Origin of the sequence: Bacillus sp. JKS001846 (assembly GCF_900176455.1) — a bacterium.
In the GTDB taxonomy this organism is placed as follows: Bacteria; Bacillota; Bacilli; order Bacillales; family Bacillaceae_G; genus Bacillus_A; species Bacillus_A cereus.
Window position 1 is genome coordinate 3,799,823 of sequence record NZ_FWYG01000001.1, and the last position, 13,227, is coordinate 3,813,049.

Below are 13,227 nucleotides of genomic sequence, written 5' to 3' on the forward strand. Positions count from 1 at the left end.
TTCTATACAATTGATTTTTCACACATTTTGCTCCACTTCTGCACTTTTCTCCTTCTTATTCCGTTTCATATTCTTCAGTCCCTTAACCGTCCCAACCAATCCTTTCGGAAAAACGAGTAGCACGATAATATACAATAAACCTAGAATAATCGTCCATCTTTCAAAAATCGGATATTCCGTCGCTAGTTCTGATAAATAATATTTTAGGGATTCAATAATCCCAGATCCAGCAATAGCTCCAATTAATGTTCCGACTCCTCCAATCATTGTCATCAAGAGTGCATTTAGTGTCATTTCAATTGAAAATACAGTCGTATTGACAAAGCGTAATGTAATAACAAATAAACCACCGCTAATTGCAGCTACTATTCCTGCCACTACACTTGCGATTATTTTATAATGGAGGACTTTATATCCAAGTGCTTCAACACGTTGTTCATTTTGTGAAATTGCCTTTAATACTTTCCCAATAGAAGACTTTGTAAAAAGACGTAATAGAATAAAAATGAAGCATAAACATACAAGTGATACATAATAAAAAGTAAAACGATCACGGAATATTTCTGGTACCCCAAATGTAAAACCATCTCCTCCGTGAGTGAGCCCACGCCATTTTTCAGCAAGGACGAAAAACAACTGTGAAATAGCAAGTGTTAACATTGCATAAAAATGACTTTTCAATCGTAAAGAAAGCAAACCAATTATATAACTAACGATTGCTGAAACGATAATTGCAGCTACTATTCCAATTAAAAAGTTCGTTATTGATACGCCTTGTCGATCAAATAAAAGCGCTACCCCATATGCTCCTATCCCAAAGAACATACAATGACCGAACGATACAATTCCTGTATACCCAAGCAATACATCAAAACTCATTGCAAAAATAGCAAAGATGAAGATTTGAGTGAACAAAATTAACAGGCTCCGTGAATCATTTACGAACGGAAATACACTTAAACAAATGAGCATACATACTCCGAAGTATACTTTAATTCGGTCCGATGTGTTGTTCACCATTTCACCCCTTTTCACCAACAAGTCCAGTTGGCTTCACTATTAAGAAAAATAGTAACATTAACATATTAATTGCAAGTGATAAATCTGGTATAAAATACGCTGTAAAAGCACCAGCTAATCCGACAATTAAAGAAGCAATAGCTGAACCTTGTACGCTTCCTAATCCACCGATAATTACTACTATAAAAGCTAAAATTGCATACTGCATGCCCATCTCGGCGAAAATAACGCCTGAATACGGTGCTAATAAGAATCCTCCCAAAGCTGCCATCCCTGCTCCTAATAAAAAGACGAAAGAAAATATCGCTTTTACATTAATACCAAGCGCTTGAACCATTTCTTTATCCATTACACCTGCACGGATCATAAGACCTATCTTCGTCTTTTTGAGTAATAGTAGTAGTGCGATGTAAATAATTATCCCAATCAAAATAACAAATAGACGATATTTAATTAATATAATACCTCCGAATGTAAAACTTCCTTGTAACCATAACGGTAATTTTGCACTAATAGGGTTTGGCCCCCAAAATATTTTAATACACTCACTAAGAACGAGCATTCCTCCAAGCGTAACGAGCAGCTGTCGAACATGATTTCCATATACCGGTCTAATAAGAAACCTTTCTAAAATAAATCCTAGGAACATTCCCATGGCTACTGCTCCAACTAAAGCTAATATATAACTTCCTGTCATATTAAATAACCAAACACCTGTAAATGCTCCCCATGCAAATAAACCACCGTGTGCAAAGTTTAAAACGCTCATTAGACCGAAAATAAGTGAAAGACCTGATGCTAACAAAAAAATGAGCATCCCTGTTGAAATCCCATTTACAAATAAATTGATTAACACATCCATCCTTTTCACCTCGGATTCATGTTAAGAGATTCCTAAATATTTATGACACATTTCCTTATCCTTTTTTAATTCATTCATAAAACCGTTATGAACAATTCGTCCGTTATCCATAATGTAAAAATAATCACCAATTTGACTAGCCATCATAAAATTTTGCTCAACAAGTAAAACTGTTGTTTTCTCTTTCATCTTCAAAATAGCTACCATTAATTTCTCCACCATTATCGGGGATAGCCCTTTGCTCGGCTCATCAATAAGTAATAATCCATCACTATTAATAAACGCTCTTGAAATAGCCAACATTTGCTTTTGCCCTCCGCTCAAGAGCCCACTTTTCTTATTCCAAAACTGCTTTAAATCCGGAAATAGTTCCAGCATCCACTCTATTTTCCCTTCTACTTCCACACCTTTTCCCCTAGCAAGAGCGAATGTTTCTTCTACTGTCAAATCATGAAAAATACCTTGATTTTCTGGTACATACCCTATTCCTTTCCTTGAAATTAAATGTGTAGGTAATCCACTTACTTTTGCACTATCATAATAAATTTCACCATCTGCAATGCGGTGAAACCCCATAACTGAACGTAATGTCGTTGTTTTCCCTGCCCCGTTTCTACCAAACAGTACAGTAATTGTCCCTTTCTCAACAGCAAGAGATACTCCTTGCAAAATATGAAACTGATCTAAATACGTTTCTATATTATTCACTTGTAATAGTGCCACTATATAATCCCCCTAAATAAGCACTTTGTACACGCTCATCTTTCATAATTTCTTCTGGCAATCCTTCAGCCAATAACTCTCCATGAAATAAAACGATAAGATGATCTGACAAACCTAGTATCATATCCATTTTGTGTTCGATAAGTACAATTGTGCTCTCTGGATGTTTCTTAATATTTTCAATCACTTGTAATATAGCAGGGACCTCCTCAACCGAAATACCTGCCGTCGGCTCATCAAGTAATAACACATCCGTTTTTAAAGCCAATAACATCGCAAGTTCTAGCTTTCTTTTCTCTCCATGTGCCAAATCTTTCGCTAATACGTTCTCTTTCTCGTGAAGTAATACTGTTTTTAAGAAACGTCTCGCCTCTCCAACTTGTTGCTTTAATTTTGCTGAACTCGGGAAAAAACTATAGTAATCTTGTACGAATGATTGAACACTTAAACGGACATTTTCAAGTACCGTTAATTCTGGGAATATGTTTGTAAGCTGAAAAGAGCGACCGATTCCTAAGCGTGTTCGATCTGAAATCGATAGTTTTGTAATATCTTGCCCTTTAAAATACACTTCACCTGTTGTAGGTGAAATCTGTCCACTTAGTAAATTAAATAATGTTGTCTTCCCCGCACCATTTGGCCCGATAATAGAAATGAGCTTTCCTTTTTGGACAGTTAAATTTACATCTTTAATAACTTGATGTTCACCAAAAGATACACTAAGATTTTTCGTCTCTAGCAAATGTGTCACGAAATCCCTCCCTTTAAAGCCGTGAGTATGAAGGAAATATGTATAAAGAGGGTCCCCCCTCTTTATACAAAAACAACAGAAAATTCAGTCTATTTATTTTGAACTGGTGGTTCTGTTTCTTTCATCGTTAATTCTCGCTCTAACACTGGCACCGGATAATCAACACCATCTTGCTTTTTCAATGTGATAGAATACAGCGTCTGCATCGCTTGGTGGTCCTTCTCTCTAAACTTCATCTTTCCTTTCGGTGTATCAAATTCCATTCCTTCCATTTTCTTAATCAAGGTATCTACATCTGTATCACCTTTTGTTTTCTTTAAGGCTTCTACAATAGAAATTGCTGCTGACATTCCTCCCGCTGTAAACAAATCTGGCACTACACCATTAAAACGTTTTTTATGCTCTTCAACTAGCCAATCATTCACTTTATTTTTTGGAAGTGTGTGATAATATACAGAAAAACCTTGCATACCTACTAATGCATCCATTGTTTTTAATGCTGGTATATCTGGCGCACCTGTAGAAATTTTAATACCTTGCGCTTCCACATTCATATCTTTCAACTGTTTCCAAGGTGAATTTGCCCCTGCCCAAACGATAAATAAATAATCTGGTTTTGAACTAATGATATTTTGAATATTCGCTGTAAAATCTGTTGAATTTGTATCCGCGTATTGCTCATTCACAATGCTCGCACCTAATTTTTTCGCACCCGCTTTAAATGCAGCAATCCCTTCACGACCAAAAGCGTTATCTGGGGCAAATGTCGCAATCTTTACACCTTTTTTCGCAATTGCCGCTGCTCCTGCAATCGCATCTTGTGAGGAACTTCTTCCAGTTCTAAAAATATATTTATTCCAGTTCTTCCCGGTAATACTATCCGCAACTGCCGGTTCTACAACCATAATCTTTTCATATTCCCCGGCCAGTGGTAAAACCGCTAACGTATCACTTGAACTAGACGATCCAACTAAAAAATCAACTTTCTCTTCTTCTAATAACTTCGTAGCTTTTTTAACTGCTACATCAGCTTTCGTTTCTGTATCTTCTACAACAAACTTAATCTTTTTCCCATCTACTTTCCCAGTTCCACCAGTTGCATAGTCTAACCCTAATTCAAATCCGTTCACTGTTTGTTTTCCATACGATTCTAGCGGTCCTGTTAAAGAAGCAAGAACTCCTACCTTAATCGTTTTTTCATCCTCTGTACTTGTTTTCTTTCCTGAACAAGCTGCCGTTATTAATAACGAACCTAAAACACAACCAGTAAACATTGTCTTTAGCCACTTACGTTTTTTCATCGACATTGTGATCCTCCCCATACTTTACTTTCTGATAGAATCAAACACGCCAAAATCCCCTGTCCGTAATCATGACTAACTAATTCGATAGATAATGGAAAACTCTTGTAGTACCCTCTACATTCGGCACAAATATATAATCACCTTCCTATGTAATGGAAACGGACATACAATCAATATATATTCTGTAATCCAATTGAAAATACTGTTTCATTTCAGTAATGATCATACAAAAAGACTAACTTATTTTTTAAGTTAGTCTTTTCACCTTAATTAGAGTTAAGTTCTACTTTCTCTAACCCTTCAGCCAATTGTTTCTTATCTAGTCCTTCTCCTATTACTACTAAGTTTGTCGGGAAACCGAAGTCTTGTTCTAATAAAGTTGGTACTCCGAACGAATATTGGAATAGGTGAGGGTATTTATCTCCACGGAATTTCACAAAACCTTTCACTCGATAAATACTATCTGGTAAATTCGAAAGCCATTCATATAATTTGTCTTGATCAATCGGTTTCGTAAATTGATATGTCATCGTTTGTATATGTAAATGCTGTTTGACATGTAGTGTCTCATGTTCCTCATCATTTGGAAATTCTGCTTCCTCTATATCTTTTAAAGATATATTGCAATACTTTGTCTCATACATTTTCGCATGATCATTTATTGCCTTTACTTCTTCAAATACTGTGTTCGTATCTTCATCTGTTAGTAAATCTGCTTTATTAACAAGAATGTGACTACCAAATTTAAGTTGCTCATGCAATAGCTGTTGTACATTTGCACTTAATATACTTCGGTTTAACCACCTTACTGCATCTAAAACGACTACAATTGATTTCACTTCCAGAAAAGGAGCTAAAATTGGCGAGACACACGCGTCTAACACTTCAATTGGATGCGCAACACCTGTCGTTTCTATATAAATTACATCTGGTCTTTCTTGTTGGTATAACGAATGTAATTGTATTTCAAGCTCTTCTTTTAATGTACAACAAATACATCCTTTAAGAAGTTCTCTTAAAACATTCTCTTTTCCAATAATATCTGTATCTACCGAGTATTCACCAATTTCATTCATTAATACTGCAACTTTTCTATTCTTCTTTTTCTCTGCTAACAATAAATTTTGTAATAATGTTGATTTTCCACTACCTAAAAAACCACCTAATATATGAATCTCCACTTTATTCATTCAACCGACCATCCATTTCTTTACTTCAAATGTATTCAAAGCGTAATAATTACGATTTATATTTATCATTTTATTAAAAGAGTGAACATTTGTAAATATAAGAGATTCACTGTTCATTTACTTCATATGCAACTCTAACTCCAGACTCAATTGCCCCTTGCATCCATCCATGTGTTAATGTCGTATGCTCTCCTGCAAAATGTACTTTTCCAGATGGTGGTGTAATATACGGAAATAACTCGAGCTCTTGGCCTGGTTCGAAAGCTGTAAATGCACCGCAAGAATACGGATTTTTACTCCAGCTAAAAGATGTTCCAGTGACAAACTCACTATAGACGATGTCACCGTATATTTCCGCTAAATTTTTTAATGCGTAACGAATACGATCTCTTTGCGGGAGACTATCCCATGTTAACGCCTCATCTGCCCACGTATAACTTGCTATAACGATAGCTGGTCCTGGAGTATGAATGCCATAACTCGGATAGTATGTAAACCGTATCGGTAAATCAGTAATAGATTTACCTCCACACTGTCCCGCTTTCTCCCAAAATCTACTTTTAAACTCTATTGCAATTTTAGTTGCAGCAATATAATTTAATTCACGAATTGCTCTTTTTTTAAAATAAGAGAATAAATAGTATGGCTGAACTTCTACAAATCTTAACGCTGAAAATGGAATTGTAATAATAGCAAAATCACTTGTTATTGTAAATTGCTCTAACGTTTGTTCATGATTTCCTTGTAACATTACTTTATTATCTTCTTGTATAATTTTATCAACCTTATACTGCATTAAAATATGTTCCCTTAATTGTGGTAAGAATGCATTCGATAACTTATCCATTCCACCAGTTATTTCATAATATTTCGTTGTTGAAGTAAAGAAAATCATTTCACGTAATACTTCAATTAAGGACATTCCCATATAAGCTTCCATATCAAGAAGTACCCCAATCATATCTATTGCACCATCTGAATAATACTCCATTAAAAATGAACCAAGCGAATACGTTTTATACTTTTTTTCAACGATAAGCCAGTTTTTATCAGGATCCTTCTTAATATAATTTAGTATTGGTTCTAATACCTCAATCATTAGCTCTTCTGCCGTTTTTCCTCTTTCTTTATCCAAAACCGGATATTCAAGTACACTTGGATCATTTTCAAACACATTCAATCTCGTTTGAATGTTATTCGTATAAATGATATCTGCAAAAGTTTTATTTATAAAAAGGTTTAAAGGTAGTTTAAATTTATGAATATACGCTAAGGTTAACTTATGGGTGTCAGGGATTCTCATCGGTCCCGCATTAAAATATAAACCCACACTAAATGGTTCCCGAATCGTATACACTCTGCCACCTATTCTGTTATTTGCTTCTATAATCGTTACTTCGTGCCCAGCCTCTTTTAATAAAGAACCTGCAACTAATCCAGAAATCCCTGCACCTGCAATCGTAATCCGTTTTGGGTTATTCTTTTTAACAAGCCCTGCATGAATAATATGAAGCATTTCTTCCATTGTTAATGGGTTCCCCATACCATTTCCCCTTTTACAAAGGATTTTACTGAATTATATTCGGTTCACTGAATTCCTATGTTTTGTTCGCAGATTTGCACGGATACATTTTCAAATACTTGAATATCTTTTATAAAATGTAATAAACTAGATATGACTCTATAGAAGTAAGACGTATTATCTTACATAACAAAACCAATGAAATTGCGAGGAATTTTGAAATGAAAAAAGGTATTAACCGTGTTGTATTAGTAGGAACAGGAGCAGTTGGATGTAGTTATGCTTACTGCATGATTAACCAAGCCGTAGCTGAAGAATTTGTTTTAGTCGATGTAAATGAAGCAAAAGCTGAAGGGGAAGCAATGGATTTAAGTCATGCTGTTCCATTCGCCCCAGCTCCAACTAGAGTATGGAAAGGCAGCTACGAAGATTGTAAAGATGCTGACCTTGTAGTTATTACAGCTGGATTACCACAAAAGCCAGGCGAAACACGTTTAGATTTAGTTGAGAAAAACGCCAAAATCTTTAAACAAATCGTTCGCAGTATTATGGATAGCGGATTTGATGGCATCTTCTTAATCGCAACAAACCCTGTAGATATTTTAACTTATGTAACTTGGAAAGAATCTGGTTTACCGAAAGAACGTGTAATCGGTTCTGGTACAACGCTTGATTCTGCTCGTTTCCGCTATATGTTAGGTGAGTACTTCGATATTGGTCCACACAACATTCACGCTTATATTATCGGAGAACACGGCGATACTGAACTTCCAGTTTGGAGCCATGTTTCCGTTGGTATCCAAAAACTACAAACACTGCTTGAAAAAGACAACACGTATAATCAAGAAGATTTAGACAAAATTTTCATAAACGTCCGTGATGCAGCTTACCATATTATTGAGCGTAAAGGCGCAACTTATTATGGTATCGGTATGTCACTTCTACGTGTTACAAAAGCAATTTTAAACGACGAAAATAGTGTATTAACTGTATCAGCTTACTTAGAAGGTCAATACGGTCAAAAAGATGTTTATATCGGGGTACCTGCTGTTTTAAATCGCGGCGGTGTTCGTGAAATTTTAGAGGTTGAATTAAGTGAAGATGAAGAATTAAAATTCGACCACTCTGTTCAAGTATTGAAAGAAACAATGGCTCCGGTTCTTTAATTAAGATAAAAAGCAATCCAATTTATTTTGGATTGCTTTTTATTTTCATTATCTCCTATGACTTTTTAGTGATTTTCTATCATTTCTTATTTTTTAGTCGCATCCTCATTATTTATATCAAGTACATCTAATAAAAAGATAAAGATTGGTATCCCGATAATAAGCCCCCATATTCCGAGGAAATGCTCTGAGAAGATAAGAATCATAAATGTGTAGAATATTGGTAAATTTGTTTTTGCAGACATAAACTTCGGATTTAAAAAATAACTTTCAAGAGCATGGATTACTGTTATGAATACGAGTATGTATACTACGTACATAACTCCGCCTACGTTGTAAGCAATGATACAAAGTGGAAACAAAGAAATAATCACACCTGCAACAGGAATCAACCCTAGTAAGAAAATCATAACAGCTAATACAAGTAGCTGTGGAAATCCTAAAACGATTAATGCAATGACAGTAAGAATACAATTTACAACGGCAATTAAAAACTGAGCCTCAATTACTTTTCCGAACGATCTTGCAAATCTTTCACCAAAATATGCAATTTCCTCATAAAAGATTTTTAACTTACTATCTTTAAACTTAGATGTAAATGTAATAATACGCTCTTTTTCTAATAAGAAAAATAAGCTTAAAATTAGAGATAATAATATTTGTAAACTTACCTTCCCTATATTTGCTATCGATTGATAGATGACATCTACACCTTGTTCTATATATTTTGATACTTCCATCCCATTAATTGTCGAAAGTGCATATTTAACGATTTCATTATCAGGTGGATTTTGAAAAAATAGTTTAAACTGATAAATTAATTGTGAAATTTGTATCGTCAGCACAGGTAAATATTTATATAACGTTGTGCCTATAAAGGAAACCAATATTATATATAAACATGCAATAACAATTTTCCGGTTTACTTTCAATTTTCTTGAAATAAAACGTTGAAATCGATCCATTAAAAACGTCAGTATAAACGTAATTAATATTAAATTAATCATACTTTTTAATGCGTATAATACAAGCGCTACTATTATTAAAACGAGAAACCGTTGAAACCCTCTACTTCGAAAAAAACTCTTTACTTCATTCATTAAGAATTAACCTCCCCCTTCAATGGATGGAAATTGAATATATTACATTTTATGAACTCCTATAGACAATCTTTCTTACTAATTGGGAAGAATCCTTTTTTCTTTTTTATTGTCGGATTTTTTCATCTAATACTTTTCTAAAAACTACTTTATCAATTCTATCTTTATCTTTCGTTTTTTCTGTCATAGTATCTTTTTCGTCATAACCTACCATTACGATTACAGGAATACTATATAAGTTCGATTTCTTATTTAACGCTCTCTCTTTGTCTAACTTTCGCGCCACTTCCATCGCATTAGGATTAATCTCTGTAACAGCATTTAATGCTATTCCATTTTTTCATGTTGTTCTCTCCAATCTACAAGTTGCTCACTAGTAAATTTTCAGATTGAAAAAAGAGAGTTATCTTCTTAACTCTCTCTAGACAAAATGCTAAATGATACAATTAATTATTCCAATCAAATCATTGCTTTTTTTCCATTCGCTTCGCTAACAATTCCTTCACTTGGTTATAGGTTAACCCTGAATTTTTATTTAAACGCTTTACTTCCTCAACATCAGTACCTACCACTGTATATTTTTTCTCATCATTCATTTTTCTAATTCCCTTCTCACCGTATTATTTCTTATATTTCTTCCCTAAATACGCATAAATTAACACCACTACAAAAAAGGAAGCTGTTTTTAAGCACAGCTTCCTTCTCGTTACATATTGTATTTCTTAATAAAATTTCACTACATCTTCAGTAGGTAAGAACGTTCTTTCTGCTGGTTGTTCGTTTGGTTCACCAAATGGCATTTGACCTACTAAGCTCCACTCTGCCGGAATGTTCCAAGTTTCTTTCACTTCAGCATCTACGATTGGGTTGTAATGTTGTAATGACGCTCCAATTCCTTCAGAAGATAATAGCATCCACACAGTATGTTGTAACATCGCATTTCCTTGATGAGACCAGAATGGGAACTGATCTTTATATAATGGGGCATTTTCTTGCATTTTTTCTACAGTTGCTTGATCTTCAAAGAATAGAACTGTTCCTACACCTGCATGGAAGCCTTTTAGTCTTTCTACAGTCGCTTCAAAGTTTTCTGCTGGTACGCGGGCTCTTAGTGTTTCTTTAACGATATCCCAAAACTTTTCATGCTCTCCATCCATTAATACAACCATACGACCACTTTGCATATTGAAAGATGTTGGTGCGTGTAAAGCTGTTTTTAACACTTCTTCAATTCTTTCTTTCGTAATTGCATCGTTTTTTGCTACTTTACGAATTGAACGGCGGTTCACGATTGCTTCTTTTAAGTTTGTTGTAGTTGCTGACATTTTAATTCCTCCAAATGTTTGTTTTATAATTTATTTTGTTATTTCATAACAAGCGAATTAGCAATATCCATCGGTATTACATTGCATACCTTCAAATGAATTTGTTTTATCCTTTTCAATTTCTTTATCAATGACCCTTTCTAGTGTTTCTTTACTAGCAAGCCCTTGAATGACTTCATCTCCAATCATGACAGTTGGAACAGCCATAATATTCGCTTCATCATATGCGTGTTGAATTGCTTCTTGATGCTTTTCTTTATATTTACGAGTTACTAAAGCATCTTTAAATTCCGCCTCAGGAAGTCCTACTTCTACCGCTAATTTTGTTAACACATCAATATCTTCAATGTTTTGCTCTTCTTGGAAAAATGCTGTGAATACGCGGTGATGATACTCATTACCTAGTCCACGTTCTTTCGCAAATTGACATCCTTCGAAAGCTAAATGTGTATATGGATGCGGTGAAACACGTGGCAAGCGCATATCAATTCCTAACTTCTTCGCTGTCGGAAGAATGAAAGCATCCCATGAACCTAATTTTTCTGGTTCATTCCATGGATCTATTTTTGAATATGGACTTGGACGTAATTCAAATGGCATCCATTCAATCTCTACATCTTTCTCTTTCGCTACCTCATCTAATGGACCTTTTGCTAAAAAACAAAACGGACATATAAAATCTGAGTATACTTTCATTTTTACAGTCATAACTTTTACACCTTACCTTTATTGTTGTAATCAAATCGGTTACATTAATGACAAAAAAATATAAATATGATTTAAGCATTCATTTTTTCTTGCAAAGTTTCAAACAACTGCCCCATTGTAATATTTCTCAAAACTTCTTCCATCGCGGATTGTGCTTGAATTAAAATAATTTCTAACACCGCTTGAATATTCGCACCAATTGGACAATCTGGATTCGGTTTCTCGTGAATATGAAATAGCTTGTCTTCTTCGACTACGTTCACTGCATGATACACATCTAACAATGTGATTTCATATAAATCCTTTAGTAATCCCGCGCCACCGGGTCCACGATTTACGTAAACAAAGCCAGCTTGTTTCAAGTACGACATGATTTTACGAATGACTACTGGATTTGTATTAACACTCTCAGCCATATAGTCTGAAGTACAAAGTGAAGATGGATTGTTTTTCAAAATAGATAAAATATGAACAGCTATGGAAAAGCGGCTACTAATTTTCATCGTAATCACCACCTCGATGTAATCATTATAGTTACAACTAAAAAATAAGTCAATCCTTTTCATAGATTTTTTATAAGTAAATTAAAAAGTGTCCCATTATGATATATGAGACACCTCTTTTTATTCTGCAAATAGCGATTGAAATTCTTCAATAAATAGCTGCACAGCGATTGAAGAATCCTTTAATGAAGGAACAGCTAAAGCAATTTCTCTCCATACTTGTGGTTCCAATTCTCTCGTTTGCACATTTTTTGGTAAATTCGTTAAAGATAATTCAGCTAATATTGCAATGCCCAATCCTTCTTGAATCATATTTAAAGCTGTAGTAACTGTCGAAATTACATATTCAGCCCGAAGTGGTACGTTTGCTTGTTTAAACATATCAATAATGGGTGGTTCGTATCCACCCTTACATAATATGATCGGTTCATTCTCTAAATCACAAATTGTAAGAGCGTCCTTCTTACAGAGAGGATGATCCTCTCTTAAGATAGCAACCATTTTCCCCTTCGTTAATGGAACAATCTCCATATCTTTATTAGGCAAAATAACAATCCCTATATCAATAACCCTCGATACTAACCAATCTTCAACTTCTTTAATCGTCCCTTCACAAAGAACTACTTCTAAGTTCGGATACTTTTCCTTAAAAAGGTTTATCATTTTGGGTAAGAAATGTGCAGAAGCGCTCGGAAAACTCCCAATTCGAATCGTCCCAACTTCGTGTCCTTTCTCCATCGCAACTTCTTGTTCAATCTTCGCTACACCGTTCAAAATCTCTCTAATATGTACAAGAATCCTATTTCCTACATCCGTAACGAGTAGCCCTTTTCGTTTATCACGTATAAGAATCGTAACTCCTAACTCTGACTCAATACTTGAAATCGCATGACTAACAGCTGGCTGCGTCATATTTAACACCCTGGCAGCCTTCGTAAAACTACCTAAATCAACAGTTTTTATTAATACTTGCAGTTGTGTAATGGTCATAACTAATCACTTATACTCCTCATAAAAAAGATTCATTTTATTTATTACAGTCGATATCATATC

At 34.6% G+C, this 13,227-nt stretch carries 14 protein-coding genes and 1 pseudogene; 1 reads left to right on the top strand and 14 read right to left on the bottom strand.

Annotation, left to right across the window (positions count from 1 at the left end; all coding sequences use genetic code 11):
• Window positions 1-18 precede the first annotated feature (18 nt).
• From B9A45_RS20240 to B9A45_RS20275, 7 genes are all read right to left on the bottom strand, one after another.
• The gene (locus B9A45_RS20240; protein ID WP_002102967.1) at window positions 19-972 is read right to left on the bottom strand and encodes a branched-chain amino acid ABC transporter permease; all 954 of its coding nucleotides are present in this window, start codon (window positions 970-972) and stop codon (window positions 19-21) included.
• A 49-nt stretch (window positions 973-1,021) separates the two neighbouring features.
• Window positions 1,022-1,882: a branched-chain amino acid ABC transporter permease gene (locus B9A45_RS20245; protein WP_000382787.1), complete on the bottom strand. Its 861-nt coding sequence runs from the start codon at window positions 1,880-1,882 to the stop codon at window positions 1,022-1,024.
• A 21-nt stretch (window positions 1,883-1,903) separates the two neighbouring features.
• Window positions 1,904-2,605, bottom strand: a complete 702-nt coding sequence (locus B9A45_RS20250; protein WP_001196697.1) for an ABC transporter ATP-binding protein — start codon at window positions 2,603-2,605, stop codon at window positions 1,904-1,906.
• A complete protein-coding gene (locus B9A45_RS20255; protein ID WP_000149338.1) occupies window positions 2,583-3,356 on the bottom strand; it encodes an ABC transporter ATP-binding protein in 774 nt (257 codons plus the stop codon). The genes B9A45_RS20250 and B9A45_RS20255 overlap by 23 nt, the downstream gene beginning before the upstream one ends.
• Before the next feature lie 89 nt (window positions 3,357-3,445).
• On the bottom strand, window positions 3,446-4,663 hold the full coding sequence (locus B9A45_RS20260) for a substrate-binding domain-containing protein (protein WP_000062005.1): 1,218 nt from the start codon (window positions 4,661-4,663) through the stop codon (window positions 3,446-3,448).
• 263 nt (window positions 4,664-4,926) lie between these two features.
• Complete coding sequence (locus tag B9A45_RS20265; protein ID WP_084064680.1) at window positions 4,927-5,850, bottom strand: CobW family GTP-binding protein; 924 nt, start codon at window positions 5,848-5,850, stop codon at window positions 4,927-4,929.
• A 106-nt stretch (window positions 5,851-5,956) separates the two neighbouring features.
• Window positions 5,957-7,393: a flavin monoamine oxidase family protein gene (locus tag B9A45_RS20275; protein ID WP_000528025.1), complete on the bottom strand. Its 1,437-nt coding sequence runs from the start codon at window positions 7,391-7,393 to the stop codon at window positions 5,957-5,959.
• Between the two features lie 200 nt (window positions 7,394-7,593).
• On the opposite strand from B9A45_RS20275, the gene B9A45_RS20280 reads away from it, so the two are divergent.
• The gene (locus B9A45_RS20280; protein ID WP_000715321.1) at window positions 7,594-8,538 is read left to right on the top strand and encodes an L-lactate dehydrogenase; all 945 of its coding nucleotides are present in this window, start codon (window positions 7,594-7,596) and stop codon (window positions 8,536-8,538) included.
• Between the two features lie 86 nt (window positions 8,539-8,624).
• Here the strand turns inward: B9A45_RS20280 and B9A45_RS20285 are convergent, their stop codons facing one another.
• The 7 genes and pseudogenes from B9A45_RS20285 to B9A45_RS20315 all read right to left on the bottom strand — a co-directional run bounded on the left by B9A45_RS20285 (window position 8,625) and on the right by B9A45_RS20315 (window position 13,164).
• Window positions 8,625-9,638: an AI-2E family transporter gene (locus B9A45_RS20285; protein ID WP_001006597.1), complete on the bottom strand. Its 1,014-nt coding sequence runs from the start codon at window positions 9,636-9,638 to the stop codon at window positions 8,625-8,627.
• A 214-nt stretch (window positions 9,639-9,852) separates the two neighbouring features.
• A pseudogene (locus B9A45_RS32845) lies at window positions 9,853-9,978 on the bottom strand (glutamyl-tRNA amidotransferase); the annotation flags it as partial.
• 124 nt (window positions 9,979-10,102) lie between these two features.
• The gene (locus tag B9A45_RS32850; RefSeq protein ID WP_000997343.1) at window positions 10,103-10,234 is read right to left on the bottom strand and encodes a hypothetical protein; all 132 of its coding nucleotides are present in this window, start codon (window positions 10,232-10,234) and stop codon (window positions 10,103-10,105) included.
• 126 nt (window positions 10,235-10,360) lie between these two features.
• The gene (locus B9A45_RS20300) at window positions 10,361-10,963 is read right to left on the bottom strand and encodes a nitroreductase family protein (RefSeq protein WP_001277012.1); all 603 of its coding nucleotides are present in this window, start codon (window positions 10,961-10,963) and stop codon (window positions 10,361-10,363) included.
• Window positions 10,964-11,020: 57 nt separating this feature from the next.
• Entirely contained in the window at window positions 11,021-11,671 is a 651-nt protein-coding gene (locus tag B9A45_RS20305) for a DsbA family oxidoreductase (RefSeq protein ID WP_000216673.1), read from the bottom strand.
• A 71-nt stretch (window positions 11,672-11,742) separates the two neighbouring features.
• A complete protein-coding gene (locus B9A45_RS20310) occupies window positions 11,743-12,174 on the bottom strand; it encodes an Rrf2 family transcriptional regulator (protein WP_000704082.1) in 432 nt (143 codons plus the stop codon).
• 120 nt (window positions 12,175-12,294) lie between these two features.
• Window positions 12,295-13,164, bottom strand: a complete 870-nt coding sequence (locus B9A45_RS20315) for a LysR family transcriptional regulator (protein WP_000156749.1) — start codon at window positions 13,162-13,164, stop codon at window positions 12,295-12,297.
• Window positions 13,165-13,227 lie beyond the last annotated feature (63 nt).

What these genes read in the sequence shown, in the direction of transcription:
- B9A45_RS20240 (WP_002102967.1), bottom strand. Translation starts at nt 972, where the DNA reads ATGCTCATTTGTTTAAGTGTATTTCCGTTCGTAAATGATTCACGGAGC.
- B9A45_RS20245 (WP_000382787.1), bottom strand. Translation starts at nt 1,882, where the DNA reads ATGGATGTGTTAATCAATTTATTTGTAAATGGGATTTCAACAGGGATG.
- B9A45_RS20260 (WP_000062005.1), bottom strand. Translation starts at nt 4,663, where the DNA reads ATGTCGATGAAAAAACGTAAGTGGCTAAAGACAATGTTTACTGGTTGT.
- B9A45_RS20265 (WP_084064680.1), bottom strand. Translation starts at nt 5,850, where the DNA reads ATGAATAAAGTGGAGATTCATATATTAGGTGGTTTTTTAGGTAGTGGA.
- B9A45_RS20275 (WP_000528025.1), bottom strand. Translation starts at nt 7,393, where the DNA reads ATGGGGAACCCATTAACAATGGAAGAAATGCTTCATATTATTCATGCA.
- B9A45_RS20280 (WP_000715321.1), top strand. Translation starts at nt 7,594, where the DNA reads ATGAAAAAAGGTATTAACCGTGTTGTATTAGTAGGAACAGGAGCAGTT.
- B9A45_RS20285 (WP_001006597.1), bottom strand. Translation starts at nt 9,638, where the DNA reads ATGAATGAAGTAAAGAGTTTTTTTCGAAGTAGAGGGTTTCAACGGTTT.
- B9A45_RS32850 (WP_000997343.1), bottom strand. Translation starts at nt 10,234, where the DNA reads ATGAATGATGAGAAAAAATATACAGTGGTAGGTACTGATGTTGAGGAA.
- B9A45_RS20300 (WP_001277012.1), bottom strand. Translation starts at nt 10,963, where the DNA reads ATGTCAGCAACTACAACAAACTTAAAAGAAGCAATCGTGAACCGCCGT.
- B9A45_RS20305 (WP_000216673.1), bottom strand. Translation starts at nt 11,671, where the DNA reads ATGACTGTAAAAATGAAAGTATACTCAGATTTTATATGTCCGTTTTGT.
- B9A45_RS20310 (WP_000704082.1), bottom strand. Translation starts at nt 12,174, where the DNA reads ATGAAAATTAGTAGCCGCTTTTCCATAGCTGTTCATATTTTATCTATT.
- B9A45_RS20315 (WP_000156749.1), bottom strand. Translation starts at nt 13,164, where the DNA reads ATGACCATTACACAACTGCAAGTATTAATAAAAACTGTTGATTTAGGT.